The organism is Nocardioides jiangsuensis (genome assembly GCF_019679455.1).
GTDB lineage: Bacteria > Actinomycetota > Actinomycetes > Propionibacteriales > Nocardioidaceae > Nocardioides_C > Nocardioides_C jiangsuensis.
Genome location: NZ_JAIEZQ010000003.1, coordinates 189339 through 202866 on the forward strand (window position 1 = coordinate 189339; position 13528 = coordinate 202866).

The following is a 13528-nucleotide window of genomic DNA, read 5'->3' on the forward strand; positions in this document are numbered from 1 at the left end:
GTGCCGGGGCCGGGTCAGGCGCCGAAGAGCAGGTACAGGCCGCTGACGGTGTAGAAGACCATCACGAGCAGCAGCGGGAGCTGGCCGGTGAGCTGGTGCCTGCGCGGCAGCAGCGCCACCGCGCGGTCGTGCGCCGCGATGACCCCGAGCACGTGCCCGGTGACCACGGCGAGCACCTTGGTCACCGCGAGGAACGTCGGGTGCAGGGAGAGCCAGTAGCTGACCTGCCAGTCGGCGGTGCCGAGCAGGTTCGCGCCGGTGGCCATCGGGTCGCTCAGCTGGATCAGGGTCTGCTGCCCGCTCTCGACGAAGAACGTGAGGTAGTGCGCGACCATGTAGCCGACGATGATCGGCACGACCGAGTGCGCGAACAGGTCGGGCAGCTCGAGCCGTCGTAAGCCGTCACGCACCCCGGTGGCCATCACCGCGGCGGCCAGGCTGAGCCCGACGAGCATGCAGAACCCGAGCAGCACACCGGTGTTCACCCAGGTGACGGGGAGGTCGGTGGTCTGGGTGAAGGTCAGCCAGACGTTGGAGTCCTTGAAGCTGTCGAAGGCGGTGCTGCCGAAGAGGACCGCGACCACGCCGACCAGCCCGGGGGCCGCGGGCACCGCGTCGAGGTTGGCCAGCGGGCTGCGCAGGACGAGCATCCCGTCCCGGCGGCCGAAGACCGACAGGTGCCCGACCAGCGTCGAGTAGACCTCGAACGGGTCCGCACGCTCCAGCCACCTGCTGCCGAACAGCGCGCTGCCGATCAGCATGACCGCGAAGTACACCGCGAACCACAGCCGGACGGGGGAGAGGTACGTCGCGTCGGGGTAGACGAGCTCGAGCCAGACGAAGGCGAACAGGCCGAGCGCAGCCGGCCAGTAGCCGATCCAGCGGGGGAGGTCGTAGAGCCCCCGGTCGGGGTCACCCCCAGTCAGCCGCGAGAACAGCAGGTTGACGGTGCGGACCGGGCTGACCGCCCGGAAGAACGGGCCGCACAGCAGCGAGAGCGGGACGATGCCCACCCACAGCAGCACGTAGACGGAGCCGAACGTCGGGTTGACCAGGAGGTCCGGGCCGGCGAGGGCGGCCCACCCGACGTAGAGCAGGAACGCCAGGCCGAGCAGACGCAGCGCCGTGCCGAACACGGGGGAGTCGACGACACGGGCGAGCCACGCCGGCGCCGGGCGGCCGGAGGTCGCGGCGTCGTACCGTGGGTGGCGCCAGGCGACCGCGAGCACGATGAAGGACACGGCGAGCGCGGCGGCGGCGCCGGCGATCGCCAGCGCGGCGGGGATCGGCAGGTCCTGGGCGCCGCCGAGACCGTGCGCGAGGACCACGGTCAGCGGACCTCGAGCTGGAGGATGACGACGCCGGTCTCGTGCTCCTCGACGTCGACGAGGCCGGGGTTCTCGACGGTGATCTCCACCGTGGACTCGCCCTTGGCCACCTCGATCTCCTGCTCGGGGAGGGCATGGACGTGCAGCTCCGCAGCCCGGTCGGACGTGATGCGCAGGGTCACCGGCTCACCAGTCGACGCGTCGATCCGCTTGCCGCTCGGGCTGATCTCGTCACCCTCGATCTCGACCTCGATGGCGTCGTCGGGGCTGGGTGAGGGCGCTGCGGGCTCGGAGGGCGAGGAGGTCTCCTCGGCGCTCTCGCTCGGCGACGGCGCGGGGGAGACGGCGGCGGAGGCCCCGGGCTCCGGCTCCTCGGCGGTGCCGGTGCAGCCCGCGAGGGCCAGGGTGGTGATCACGGCGACGGCCAGCGCCCTGCGCATGCGTTCTCCTTCGGGTCCGGTGCGTTTCCCCCTCCAGAATCCCATGTGTGCCGCGGCGACCGGACCGCAGGTCGGCGCCCGGCGTGCCGTGGGCGCCGGGGTCGTCCGCGGCACGGCTCGCTAGCCTGGGGCGCGACGGTGACGGAAGGAGCGGCATGAGCGAGCGGCTTCGCCCGAGGGACATGGCTCTCCTGGCGAACGAGTCGGCGAGCGCGCCGGCGCACAACGCGACCCTCGAGGTGTTCGAGCCGTCCTCCGCCGGCTTCGACTACGAGCGGCTGCTCGCGCTGATCGCCGACCGGATCGCCTTCGTCCCGCGCTACCGGCAGCGGCTCCGGGCGGTCCCCGGCCGGCTGGCGAACCCGGTGTGGGTCGACGACGACGACTTCGACCTGACCTTCCACGTACGGCGCTCCGCGCTGCCGCGCCCCGGGTCGATGGAGCAGCTGCGCGAGCTCGTGGCACGGATCATGTCCCGGCGCCTGGACCGCAACCGCCCGCTGTGGGAGGTGTACCTCGTCGAGGGCCTCGAGGGCGGCCGCTTCGCGATCCTGTCCAAGTCGCACCAGATCCTGGTCGACGGGATCTCCACCGTCGACCTCGGCCAGGTGATCCTCGACGTCGACCCCCGGCCGCGCGACACCGTCCACGACGACTGGCGTCCGGCGCGGGAGCCCAGCGCGTCCGCGCTGGTCGCCGAGGCGGTCAGCGAGACGGTCAGGCACCCGAGCCGGCTCCCGGAGACCGTCCTCGGCAACGCCGAGTCGGTCGCGCGCGTCGCCGGCTCCACCGGCCGGGCGGCGGTCTCCGCGTTGGCCGCGATCACCAACCGGCGGGCGACCCCGGAGACCCCGATCCACGCCGCGCTGTCCGAGCAGCGCCGGTTCGTGGCCGTGCGCACCGAGCTGGAGGACTACCGCCGGGTGCGCCGTGTCCACGGCGGCACCGTCAACGACGTCATCCTGGCCACGGTCACCGGTGCGATGCGGGCCTGGCTGATGACCCGCGCCGAGTCGGTGCACGGCAGTCGGAGCCTCCGGGCGATGGTGCCGATGAGCGTCATCGACAGCGACCTCGAGCCGACCTCGCTCGGCAGCCAGGTCACCGGCCACCTGCTCAACCTGCCGATCGGGGAGACCAGCCCGGTCGTGCGGCTGCACCAGGTCTCCTACGCGTTCAAGGCGCACAAGGACACCGGGATGGCGGTCGCCGCGGACCGGCTCGCCGACGTCGCCGGGTTCGCCCCCACCACCTTCCACGCGCTCGGCTCACGGGTCGCCGCCGCGCAGGCCCGCCTCGGGTTCGACCTCGTCGTCACGAACGTGCCCGGGCCGCAGTTCCCGCTGTACGCCGCGGGCGCGCAGATGCTCGAGAGCTACCCGGTGCAGCCGCTGCTGCCGGGCCACGCGCTCTCGATCGGGGTGACGTCGTACGACGGCGGCGTCTACTTCGGGATCAACGCCGACCGCGATGCGCTGCCGGACGTCGACGTCCTCGGCCAGTGCGTCGTCGAGGCGCTCGCCGAGCTCGTCGACAGTGCCAGCGACACCCGTCCCCGCGCGCCGCGGGGACGCAAGAAGACCACCGGGAGCCCCACGACATGACAGTGCGCGTCTACGTACCGAGCAGCCTGAGCCTCCTGCGCGACGTGGTGGTCTCCGGCGGCGTGGGCCCGGTGCCGATCCTCGCGCACGCCGTGACCGACGCGCTGCGCGAGGCCTACGCCGAGGGCGGCGAGGAGGAGTGGGAGTACGCCGCGATGTCTGCGGCGGCCCAGGACTCCCTGGCGCTGCTCACCGAGGACGAGCCGCAGCGGCGGGTGGTCATCGTGCTCGATGCCGACACCGTCTTCCCGGTCGAGGTGTCCGACGTGACGCTGGTGGAGGTTCCCGAGGTGCTGCCGGCCCGGCTGGTCGCCGCGGTGCACGTGGACGCCCCCGACGCCGAGGAGGCGGTGGCGGCGGCACGCGGTGCCTGGGCCGCCGCCGACGCGGGGGACGCGGACGCCGCCCGGGTCGTCGAGCGCTGTCTGGACCACGAGCTGGGCTGGTTCGCCGCGCAGGAGGTCAACGACCTCATCGAGAGCCTGGTCCCCGTCGACGAGTGAGCCGCGGGGCCACGGGCCCGCCGTACGACGGCACCGGGACTTGGGCGACACGGGTCACGTCTGACACGATCGGCCCATGGACGCCATCACGACCCCTCCGGCTCCCCTGAACGAGCCGAACCTCACGTACGCCCCGGGCACCCCCGAACGAGCCGAGCTCGAGGCGGAGCTGAAGCTCCAGGAGGCCCGCCAGCTCGAGCTGACCGCCACCATCGGCGGGCAGAAGCGGATGGGAGGCGGGCCCGAGGTCCGCGTCGTCCAGCCCCATGACCACCAGCACGTGCTCGGCGTGCTGAAGGGTTCCACCCAGGCCGACGCGCGTGACGCGATCGCCGCGGCCCAGGAGGCGGCGCCGGGCTGGCGCGCCCTGCCGCTCGACGAGCGCGCCGCCATCCTGCTCAAGGCCGCCGAGCTGCTCGCGGGCCCGTGGCGCCAGCGTCTCAACGCCGCGACCATGCTCGGCCAGTCGAAGACCGCGTTCCAGGCGGAGATCGACGCGGCGTGCGAGCTGATCGACTTCTGGCGGTTCAACGTCCACTACGCCAAGCAGATCACCGCCGAGCAGCCGATCGCGAACTCGCGGGGCGTGTGGAACCGCACCGACCACCGGCCGCTCGAGGGCTTCGTCTACGCGATCACGCCGTTCAACTTCACCGCGATCGCCGGCAACCTGCCGACCGCCCCGGCGCTCATGGGCAACACCGTGCTGTGGAAGCCCTCGCCGACCCAGCAGGTCGCCGCGCACCTGACCATGGAGCTGCTCGAGGAGGCCGGCCTGCCGCCGGGCGTGATCAACATGCTCCCCGGTGACGGCATCGACGTCTCCGCGGTCGCGCTGGCGCACCCCGACCTGGCCGGCATCCACTTCACCGGCTCCACCCCGACCTTCCAGCACCTCTGGTCGACCGTGGGGCAGAACATCGCCGGCTACCGCTCCTACCCGCGGATCGTGGGCGAGACCGGCGGCAAGGACTTCATCGTCGCCCACAAGTCCGCCGACCCCGACGTCACGCGGGTGGCGATGCTGCGCGGCGCCTTCGAGTTCCAGGGCCAGAAGTGCTCCGCGGCCTCGCGCGCCTACGTCTCCCGCTCGGTGTGGGACGCGATGCGCGACGAGTTCCTCGCCGAGGTCGACGCGATCGCGGTGGGCGACGTCACCGACTTCTCGAACTTCATGGGCGCGGTGATCGACGACCGGGCCTTCGCCAAGCACAAGAAGGCGATCGCCCGCGCGAAGGAGTCCTCCACGCTCGAGGTGCTGGCCGGCGGCGACGTCGACGACTCGGTGGGCTGGTTCGTCCGGCCGACGGTCATCGAGTCCTCCGACCCCACCGACGAGATGTTCGGGACCGAGTACTTCGGGCCGATCCTGGCCGTGCACGTCTTCGACGACGAGGACTTCGAGTCCGTGGTCGCGCAGATGGAGTCGTTCGCGCCGTACGCGCTGACCGGCTCGATCATCGCCCAGGACCGCAATGTGGTGGCCTGGGCCCGCAAGGAGCTGCGCTTCGCCGCCGGCAACTTCTACGTCAACGACAAGCCCACCGGCGCGGTCGTCGGGCAGCAGCCGTTCGGCGGGGCCCGCGCCTCGGGGACCAACGACAAGGCCGGCGCGCCGTCGAACCTGCAGCGGTGGACGTCGCCGCGGTCGATCAAGGAGACCTTCGACCCGCCGAAGGACTACCGCTACCCCTACATGGGCTGAGCACGGGATGAGCCCGCTGACCGTCCTGCCCCTCCACCTCGGGTCGCTGCACACCTACGAGGCGGTGCTGGTCGGGCTGCTCGCGTTCGGGCCGTTCGTGGTGCTGGCCGTGGTGGTGGCGGTGATGCGCCGCCGGGACCTCGCGGCCGAGGAAGAGACCGGACACAGCAGCGGGGACTGACCTCCCGGTCCGTCCCCGCCGCTGGTCGCGTGCTCCTGGCGCCGTCTCAGCCGGCGAGCCAGCTCGTGCCGACGCGCTGCTCCGCGCGCAGGGCGTGGCCGAAGAGGTCGCCGATCAGGCCCTCCAGCTTCCCGCCCACCAGCGGGATGCTCACCTTGAGGTCGCCGGCGACCTTCTGGACGGTGCCGTCGCCGTCGGGACGCAGCGTGATCGTGCCCTTGAGGTGCCCCGGCTTGCCGGGGATGCTCACCTCGAGCCGGGCGTCCCGCTGCCCCGACCAGTCCTCCTGCTGGCGGATGTGGATGGTGTCGCCGACGAACTTCTGCGCGAAGCCGGGGACGCCGTCCGACGGGCGCTTCTGGTCGACGGTGACGGTCATGGTCTCGTCGACGCCGTCGATCGTCACGGTGCACTCCGAGACACGCTGGGCCTCGCAGACCCGCTCCCGGAAGGTGGGGTCGGCGAGCATCGCGCGGACCTCGTCGACGCCGGCGTCGTAGCGCAGCTCGTGCTCGAACCGCATCAGCGCTCACCCGCCAGCCAGGCCGTGCCGACCTGGTGCTCGGTGTCCATGCCGTCGGTGAACAGCTCCGCGACCAGGCCCTCGAGCTTCCCGCCGACCAGCGGGATGGCGACCTTGGCCTCGCCCTCGAAGGCGTAGACCGTGCCCGACGCGTTCGACGTCGAGGTGAGCCGGCCGCGGATGTGGCCGGGCTTGCCGGGGATCTCCAGCACCAGGTCGGCCGCCTCCGCGGAGCCCCAGGACTCGGTCTGCACGATCCGGGTCCGGTCGCCGACCACCTTCTTGGCGAAGCTCGGCACCCCCTCGGTGTGGCGGACCATGTCGACCAGCACCGACAGGCCGGAGCCGGCCTCGTCGATGCTCACGGTGTGGGAGACCGTGTCCAGCGCGGTGCACACCTTCTCGCGGAAGGCAGGGTCGGCGCGCATGGCGTAGATCTCGGCGGGGGAGGCGTCGTACGTCAGCTCGTGGCGGATCTTCATGGCGGTCATCATGACGTACGGCCGCAACCGTGGCTACGCTCGCCCGTGTGACCCCCGACAGCCGCGTCTCCGCGTCCACCGACCGTCCCGACCAGTGGGCGGGTGAGTGGGGAGGATCCCAGGTCGCCTTCGGCGAGCAGGGCGCCCGCCTGACGTACGGCAGCTACCTCCGGCTCGAGCAGCTGCTGTCGGCCCAGCACCTCGAGTCCGACCCGCACGCGCACGACGAGCTGCTGTTCATCACGATCCACCAGGTCTACGAGCTGTGGTTCAAGCAGCTGCTGCACGAGGCGACCGCGGCCCGTGACGCGATGCTCGGGGACACCTCGGGGGCCACCGAGCCCGGGAACAGCCCGAACCGGCTGTGGTGGGCCCAGCACCTCCTGCAGCGGATGCACGTGGTCGAGCGCGTGCTCGTCCAGCAGGTCGACGTGCTCGAGACGATGACCCCGCAGGACTTCCTGCAGTTCCGGCAGACGCTCGCACCGGCCAGCGGCTTCCAGTCCGTGCAGTACCGCGAGCTCGAGTTCCTCTCCGGCGCCAAGGACCCGTCGTTCGTCGAGCGGTTCAAGGGGCTCACCGACCACGAGCGCGCGCGGCTGCGCCGGCGGCTGGAGGAGCCGACCCTGTGGGACGCGTTCCTGAACGTGCTGCGGGAGCGGGGGCTCGAGACCGGCACCGACGAGGACGTGGTGCGGTCGGTGCGCACCGCCGCGCACGACCGCGCGTCGTACTCCGACGTCTGGGCGCTCGCCGAGGCGCTGCTCCAGCACGACGAGCTCGCCGCCGCCTGGCGCGCCCGGCACGTGGTGATGGTCGAGCGGATGATCGGCGCGAAGACCGGCACCGGCGGCTCGTCGGGCGCGGAGTACCTGCGCTCACGCCTGCCGCTGCAGTACTACCCGCTGCTGTGGGACCTCCGCTCGCGGCTGTAGCGGCCCGGACGTCTCGGGGGCGAGACACGCGGGGCCGCCCCGTTGTTGTAGCCCGGAGTGGCAGGTCCTAGGGTCGAGTGTGGCGGCACAACGGCGTGCCGTGTGGGAGCGACAAAGGTTGATGCCTCGTGCGTACGACGCTGGATGAGAGCAAGGACGAACTCATCGACAAGGCGGCCGAGCTGGCCGCCACCCGCAAGGGGGCGGGCGGTCCTCCGGGGAGCACATCGGCGCAGTACCTCCGCTCCTACTACCGCCACGTCGCCGCGGAGGACGTGGTCGAGCGCTCCGACGTCGACCTGTACGGCGCCGCGATGAGCCACTACAAGCTGGCCGCCAACCGCCCGCAGGGCACCGCCAACATCCGTGTCTTCACGCCCACGGTCTCCGAGCACGGGTGGGCCGCGAACGGCCACACCGTCGTCGAGGTCGTCACCGACGACATGCCATTCCTCGTGGACTCCGTGACCATGGAGCTCAACGAGCAGAACCGCTTCGTGCACATGGTCGTGCACCCGCAGCTGCTCGTGCGCCGTGACCTGACCGGAGACCTCCAGGAGATCCACACCTCCGAGGAGCAGGACGGCCCGGGCCGGGACATGCCGCACGACGTCTTCCGCGAGTCGTGGATGCACATCGAGATCGACCGCGAGACCGAGCCCGAGCAGCTCGAGGCCGTCGAGGCGGCGCTCGCCAAGGTGCTCCGCGACGTGCGCGAGGCCGTCGAGGACTGGGAGCGCATGCACCAGCAGGCGCTCGCGATCGTGGACGACCTGGAGAAGGACCCGCCCCCGCTGCCGGACGCGGAGCTCGAGGAGGGCAAGGCCCTGCTGCACTGGCTCGCCGACGACCACTTCACGTTCCTCGGCTACCGGGAGTACCGCCTCTCGCGCGAGGGCGACGACGAGGTGCTGCGGGCGGTGCCCGGCACCGGCTTCGGCATCCTCCGCGCCGACCAGGACATGTCGAAGTCGTTCGGCAAGCTGCCCCCGCTCGTGAAGGCGAAGGCCCGCGAGAAGACGCTGCTGGTGCTCGCGAAGGCCAACTCGAAGTCGACCGTGCACCGGTCGGTGTATCTCGACTACATCGGGGTGAAGGTCTTCGACCACGCCGGCGAGGTGGTCGGCGAGCGCCGGTTCCTCGGGCTGTTCTCCTCGGCGGCCTACACCGAGTCGCTGACCCGGATCCCGGTGATCCGGAAGAAGGCGCAGCAGGTGATCGACCAGGCCGGGTTCGACCCGCTGAGCCACACCGGCAAGGCGCTGATGGACGTGCTCGAGACCTACCCGCGCGACGAGCTGTTCCAGACCCCGGTCGAGGAGCTGGTGCCGATCGCGGAGGCGGTCCTGCACACCCGGGAGCGCCGTCAGCTGCGCCTGTTCGTGCGCCGCGACGTCTACGGCCGCTTCCTGTCCTGCTTGGTGTACCTGCCGCGCGACCGCTACACCACCGCCGTACGCGAGCGGGTCGCGCACATCCTCAAGACCCAGCTCCGCGGGGAGTCCCTGGAGTACACCGCCCGGGTCAGCGAGTCGATGCTCGCCCGGCTGCACTTCGTGGTCCGCCCCGTGAAGGGCGAGCTGATCGGCGACTTCGACCAGGCCGATCTCGAGCGCCGCCTCGCCGAAGCGGCCCGCTCCTGGCGCGACGACTTCACCGCCGCGGTCACCGCGGAGTACGGCGAGGAGAAGGGCTCGCGGCTGGGCCGGATGTACGCCGACTCGTTCCCCGAGGCGTACAAGGAGGACTACCCGCCGCGCACCGGGTCGGTCGACCTCGGCCGGCTCGAGGCGATCGAGGGCGAGGAGGGGGTGGCCCTCTCGCTCTACGAGCGGATGGACGCCGTGGCCGGCGAGGCGCGGCTCAAGGTGTTCCGGATCGGCCCGCCGCTCTCGCTGAGCGAGGTGCTCCCGATCCTGTCCACGATGGGCGTGGAGGTCGTAGACGAGCGGCCCTACGAGCTCGAGGGGTTGCCGCGGCAGTCCTACATCTACGACTTCGGGCTGCGCTACCAGCGGTCCCTGCCGCACGGTGCCCGCGAGCTGTTCCAGGACACCGTCAACGCGGTGTGGGACGGGCTCGACGAGAGCGACGGCTTCAACGCGCTGGTCCTCGCCGCGGGGCTCACCTGGCGCCAGGCCACCGTGCTGCGCGCCTACGCCAAGTACATGCGCCAGGGCGGCACCCCGTTCGCGCAGGACTACATCGAGGACGCGCTCCGCAACAACGTCGACATCACCCGCTACCTGGTCCGGCTGTTCGAGGCCCGCTTCGACCCGGGCCGCAACGGCGACCTGTCCGCGACCGGGGAGAGCCGTTCCGCGGCGATGGAGGACCTCGAGGACCGGATCCAGCGGGCCCTGGAGGACGTGGCCAGCCTCGACCACGACCGGATCCTGCGGTCCTACCTGACCGCGATCAAGGCGACGCTGCGCACGAACTACTACCAGCACGACGCGTCGGGGGCGCCGAAGAGCTACATCTCCTTCAAGCTCGAGCCGAAAGCGATCCCGGAGCTGCCCGAACCCCGGCCACGCTTCGAGATCTTCGTGTACTCCCCGCGGGTGGAGGGCGTGCACCTGCGCTTCGGCGCGGTCGCCCGGGGAGGCTTGCGCTGGTCCGACCGACGTGACGACTTCCGCACCGAGGTGCTCGGCCTGGTCAAGGCGCAGATGGTGAAGAACGCGGTCATCGTGCCGGTCGGCGCGAAGGGTGGCTTCTTCTGCAAGCAGCTGCCCGACCCGTCCGACCGCGACGCATGGATGGCCGAGGGCATCGCCTGCTACAAGACGTTCATCTCCGGTCTCCTCGACATCACCGACAACCTCGTCGGCGGCCAGAACGTGCCGCCGCCGCGCGTGGTCCGCCACGACTCCGACGACTCCTACCTCGTCGTCGCGGCCGACAAGGGCACCGCCACCTTCTCCGACATCGCCAACGGCGTCTCCAAGGACTACGGGTTCTGGCTCGGCGACGCGTTCGCCTCCGGCGGCTCCGCCGGTTACGACCACAAGGCGATGGGGATCACCGCCCGCGGCGCCTGGGTGTCGGTGCAGCGGCACTTCCGCGAGATGGGGATCGACTGCCAGAGCGAGGACTTCACCGCGGTCGGCATCGGCGACATGTCCGGCGACGTCTTCGGCAACGGGATGCTGCTCTCGCAGCACATCCGGCTGGTCGCGGCCTTCGACCACCGCGACATCTTCCTCGATCCGGATCCCGACGCCGCGACGTCGTACGCCGAGCGCCGGCGGCTGTTCGACCTGCCGCGGAGCTCGTGGCAGGACTACGACCGGAGCCTGATCTCCCAGGGCGGCGGGGTGTTCCCGCGGAGCCTGAAGTCGATCCCGTTGTCGACCCAGGTACGACGCGCCCTCGGCATCGAGGAGGAGGTCGCCGCGATGACCCCCGCCGAGCTGATGAGGGCGATCCTGCTCGCGAAGGTCGACCTGCTCTGGAACGGCGGCATCGGCACCTACGTGAAGAGCGCGGTGGAGACCAACGCCGACGTCGGGGACAAGGCCAACGACCCGATCCGGGTGGACGGCGGCGACCTGCGCAGCCGCTGCGTGGGGGAGGGCGGCAACCTCGGCCTGACCCAGCGTGGCCGCATCGAGTACGCCCGCGCGGGCGGCCGGATCAACACCGACTTCATCGACAACTCCGCGGGCGTGGACACCTCCGACCACGAGGTCAACATCAAGATCCTGCTCGACCGGGTAGTGGCCAACGGAGACCTCACCGGCAAGCAGCGCAACGACCTGCTGGCGTCGATGACCGACGAGGTCGGCGAGCTGGTCCTCGTGGACAACTACGAGCAGAACATCGCCCTGGCCAACGCCGAGGCGCAGGCGCCGGGGCTGCTGCACGTGCACGAGGACTGGGTCCGGCGCCTGGAGCGGCGGGGCCTGCTCAACCGGGACCTGGAGTTCCTGCCCTCGCGCAAGCAGGTCGCCGACCGGATCGAGCGCAAGCGCGGGCTGACCGCGCCGGAGCTGTCGGTGCTGCTGGCCTACACGAAGATCGTGCTCGCCGACGAGCTGCTCGACAGCGGCCTGCCCGACGACCCGTTCCTGCGCGGCGAGCTGTTCAGCTACTTCCCGAGCAAGATGCGGCACGGCTACCGGCCGCAGATGAACGACCACCCGCTGCGGCGCGAGATCATCGTGACCCAGATCGTGAACGAGCTGGTCAACGGCGCCGGGATCACCTACTTCCACCGGCTGTCGGGGGAGACGAACGCCTCGGCCGAGGAGATCACCCGCGCCAACTTCCTGGCACGCGAGATCTACGGGTCGCCGGCGCTGCTCGAGGAGATCGCGACGTACGACAACAAGATCGACGCGCCGGTGCAGACCCGGATGCGGATCGAGGCGCGCACGCTGGTCGAGCGGGCCTCGCGGTGGCTGCTGAACAACCGGCGCGCGCCGATGGACAGCGAGGCCGTGGTCGACTACTTCGGCGTGGTCACCCAGCAGGTGATGAGGGCGCTGCCCGAGCTGCTCACCGGACGCGAGCTCGACGCCTTCGAGAGCCGGCGCAAGGAGCTCGTGGCGGCCTCGGTGCCCGACGAGCTGGCCACGAACGTCGCGGTGCTGCCGCCGGCGTACGCCATCCTCGGCGTGATCGACACCGCGAAGCGTGACGGACTCGACCCGGTCGAGGTGGCGCGGGTGCACTTCGCGCTCGGCGAGCGGCTGGGCCTGTCGATCCTGGTCACCCGGATCCTGGCGCTGCCGCGCAACGACCGCTGGCAGACGATGGCCCGGGCCGCGCTGCGCGACGAGCTGCACACTGTGCACGCCCAGCTGACCGCCCAGGTGCTCGCGGAGACCGCGTCCGGCGACCACGCGCCGCGCCGGGTCGCGGACTGGGAGGAGCAGGACCAGGTCGCGGTCACCCGGGCGGTGTCCACGCTGGCCGAGATCTGCTCCGACGACCGGGCCGACCTGGCTCGGCTGTCGGTGGGCCTCCGCGTGGTCCGGACCCTGCTCGCCACCCCGTGAGGCCGGCGACCCGGAGCCGCTGAGGTCGGGTGCTCAGCTGCCGAACTCGCGGGCCAGCCAGGCGGCGCCGACGATCCCGGCGGAGTTGCGCAGCTTCGCCGGGACGATCGGCGTGCGCAGGTCGAGCAGCGGCAGGAACCTGTCGGCCTTCTTGCTGATCCCCCCGCCGACCACGAACAGGTCCGGCCAGAACAGCCCCTCGACGTGGGAGTAGTAGCGCTGCAGCCGCTTGGCCCACTGCTCGTAGGAGAGGTCCTCCCGCTCCTTGGCCGACTGGGCGGCGCGCTTCTCGGCGTTGTGCCCGTCGATCTCGAGGTGGCCGAGCTCGCTGTTGGGCAACAGGTTGCCGTCGAGCAGGAACGCCGACCCGATCCCGGTGCCGAGGGTGGTGAGGATGACCACGCCCGGGACGTCCTTCGCGGCGCCGTACCGGGCCTCCGCCACGCCCGCGGCGTCGGCGTCGTTGACCACGTGCACCGGCCGGCCGAGCCGCTCGGTGAACAGCGCGTCCACGTCCACGTCGACCCAGGAGGGGTCGATGTTGGCCGCCGAGCGGGCCACGCCGTGCTGGCAGACGGCGGGGATGGTGATCCCGATCGGGGTGTCCGCGATGCTGTCGGCGAACGCGTCCGCGATCTGCTCCACGACGACCGCCACCGACTCGGGGGTGGCCGGCGACGGAGTCTCGATCCGGACCCGGTCGGCGGTGAGCTCACCGGTGGCCAGGTCGACGGGAGCGCCCTTGACGCCGCTGCCGCCGATGTCGATCCCCAGGACGGGCCGGGGGTCGTGTGCTGCACTCATCGATTTGTCCTCCTTCG

At 71.4% G+C, this 13528-nt stretch carries 11 protein-coding genes; 6 read left to right on the top strand and 5 right to left on the bottom strand.

The window, feature by feature from the left end; genetic code table 11:
• Positions 1-14: 14 nt before the first annotated feature.
• Complete coding sequence (locus K1X13_RS16690; protein WP_308249607.1) at positions 15-1328, bottom strand: hypothetical protein; 1314 nt, start codon at positions 1326-1328, stop codon at positions 15-17.
• Between the two features lie 2 nt (positions 1329-1330).
• The gene (locus tag K1X13_RS16695) at positions 1331-1768 is read right to left on the bottom strand and encodes a cupredoxin domain-containing protein (protein WP_221026276.1); all 438 of its coding nucleotides are present in this window, start codon (positions 1766-1768) and stop codon (positions 1331-1333) included.
• A gap of 155 nt (positions 1769-1923) precedes the next feature.
• On the opposite strand from K1X13_RS16695, the gene K1X13_RS16700 reads away from it, so the two are divergent.
• From K1X13_RS16700 to K1X13_RS16715, 4 genes are all read left to right on the top strand, one after another.
• Positions 1924-3372, top strand: a complete 1449-nt coding sequence (locus K1X13_RS16700) for a WS/DGAT/MGAT family O-acyltransferase (protein ID WP_221026277.1) — start codon at positions 1924-1926, stop codon at positions 3370-3372.
• On the top strand, positions 3369-3875 hold the full coding sequence (locus tag K1X13_RS16705) for a DUF6912 family protein (protein ID WP_221026278.1): 507 nt from the start codon (positions 3369-3371) through the stop codon (positions 3873-3875). Before K1X13_RS16700 ends, K1X13_RS16705 begins: the two co-directional genes overlap by 4 nt.
• Before the next feature lie 76 nt (positions 3876-3951).
• Positions 3952-5580: an L-glutamate gamma-semialdehyde dehydrogenase gene (gene pruA, locus K1X13_RS16710; protein WP_221026279.1), complete on the top strand. Its 1629-nt coding sequence runs from the start codon at positions 3952-3954 to the stop codon at positions 5578-5580.
• 7 nt (positions 5581-5587) lie between these two features.
• Positions 5588-5761 (top strand): hypothetical protein, encoded by a 174-nt coding sequence (locus K1X13_RS16715; protein WP_221026280.1) that lies wholly within the window; start codon positions 5588-5590, stop codon positions 5759-5761.
• A 46-nt stretch (positions 5762-5807) separates the two neighbouring features.
• Here K1X13_RS16715 and K1X13_RS16720 read toward each other — a convergent pair whose 3' ends face one another.
• Both K1X13_RS16720 and K1X13_RS16725 read right to left on the bottom strand, forming a co-directional pair.
• Complete coding sequence (locus K1X13_RS16720; RefSeq protein WP_221026281.1) at positions 5808-6284, bottom strand: DUF2505 domain-containing protein; 477 nt, start codon at positions 6282-6284, stop codon at positions 5808-5810.
• Complete coding sequence (locus tag K1X13_RS16725; protein ID WP_221026282.1) at positions 6284-6766, bottom strand: DUF2505 domain-containing protein; 483 nt, start codon at positions 6764-6766, stop codon at positions 6284-6286. The genes K1X13_RS16720 and K1X13_RS16725 overlap by 1 nt, the downstream gene beginning before the upstream one ends.
• 47 nt (positions 6767-6813) lie before the next feature.
• Here K1X13_RS16725 and K1X13_RS16730 point away from each other — a divergent pair, with 47 nt between their 5' ends.
• Both K1X13_RS16730 and K1X13_RS16735 read left to right on the top strand, forming a co-directional pair.
• Positions 6814-7701 carry a tryptophan 2,3-dioxygenase gene (locus K1X13_RS16730; RefSeq protein ID WP_221026283.1) on the top strand — a complete coding sequence of 296 codons (888 nt, stop codon included), beginning with the start codon at positions 6814-6816 and terminating at the stop codon, positions 7699-7701.
• 128 nt (positions 7702-7829) lie between these two features.
• Complete coding sequence (locus tag K1X13_RS16735) at positions 7830-12707, top strand: NAD-glutamate dehydrogenase (protein ID WP_221026284.1); 4878 nt, start codon at positions 7830-7832, stop codon at positions 12705-12707.
• A 33-nt stretch (positions 12708-12740) separates the two neighbouring features.
• Here K1X13_RS16735 and ppgK read toward each other — a convergent pair whose 3' ends face one another.
• Positions 12741-13511: a polyphosphate--glucose phosphotransferase gene (gene ppgK / locus K1X13_RS16740; protein WP_221026285.1), complete on the bottom strand. Its 771-nt coding sequence runs from the start codon at positions 13509-13511 to the stop codon at positions 12741-12743.
• Positions 13512-13528 lie beyond the last annotated feature (17 nt).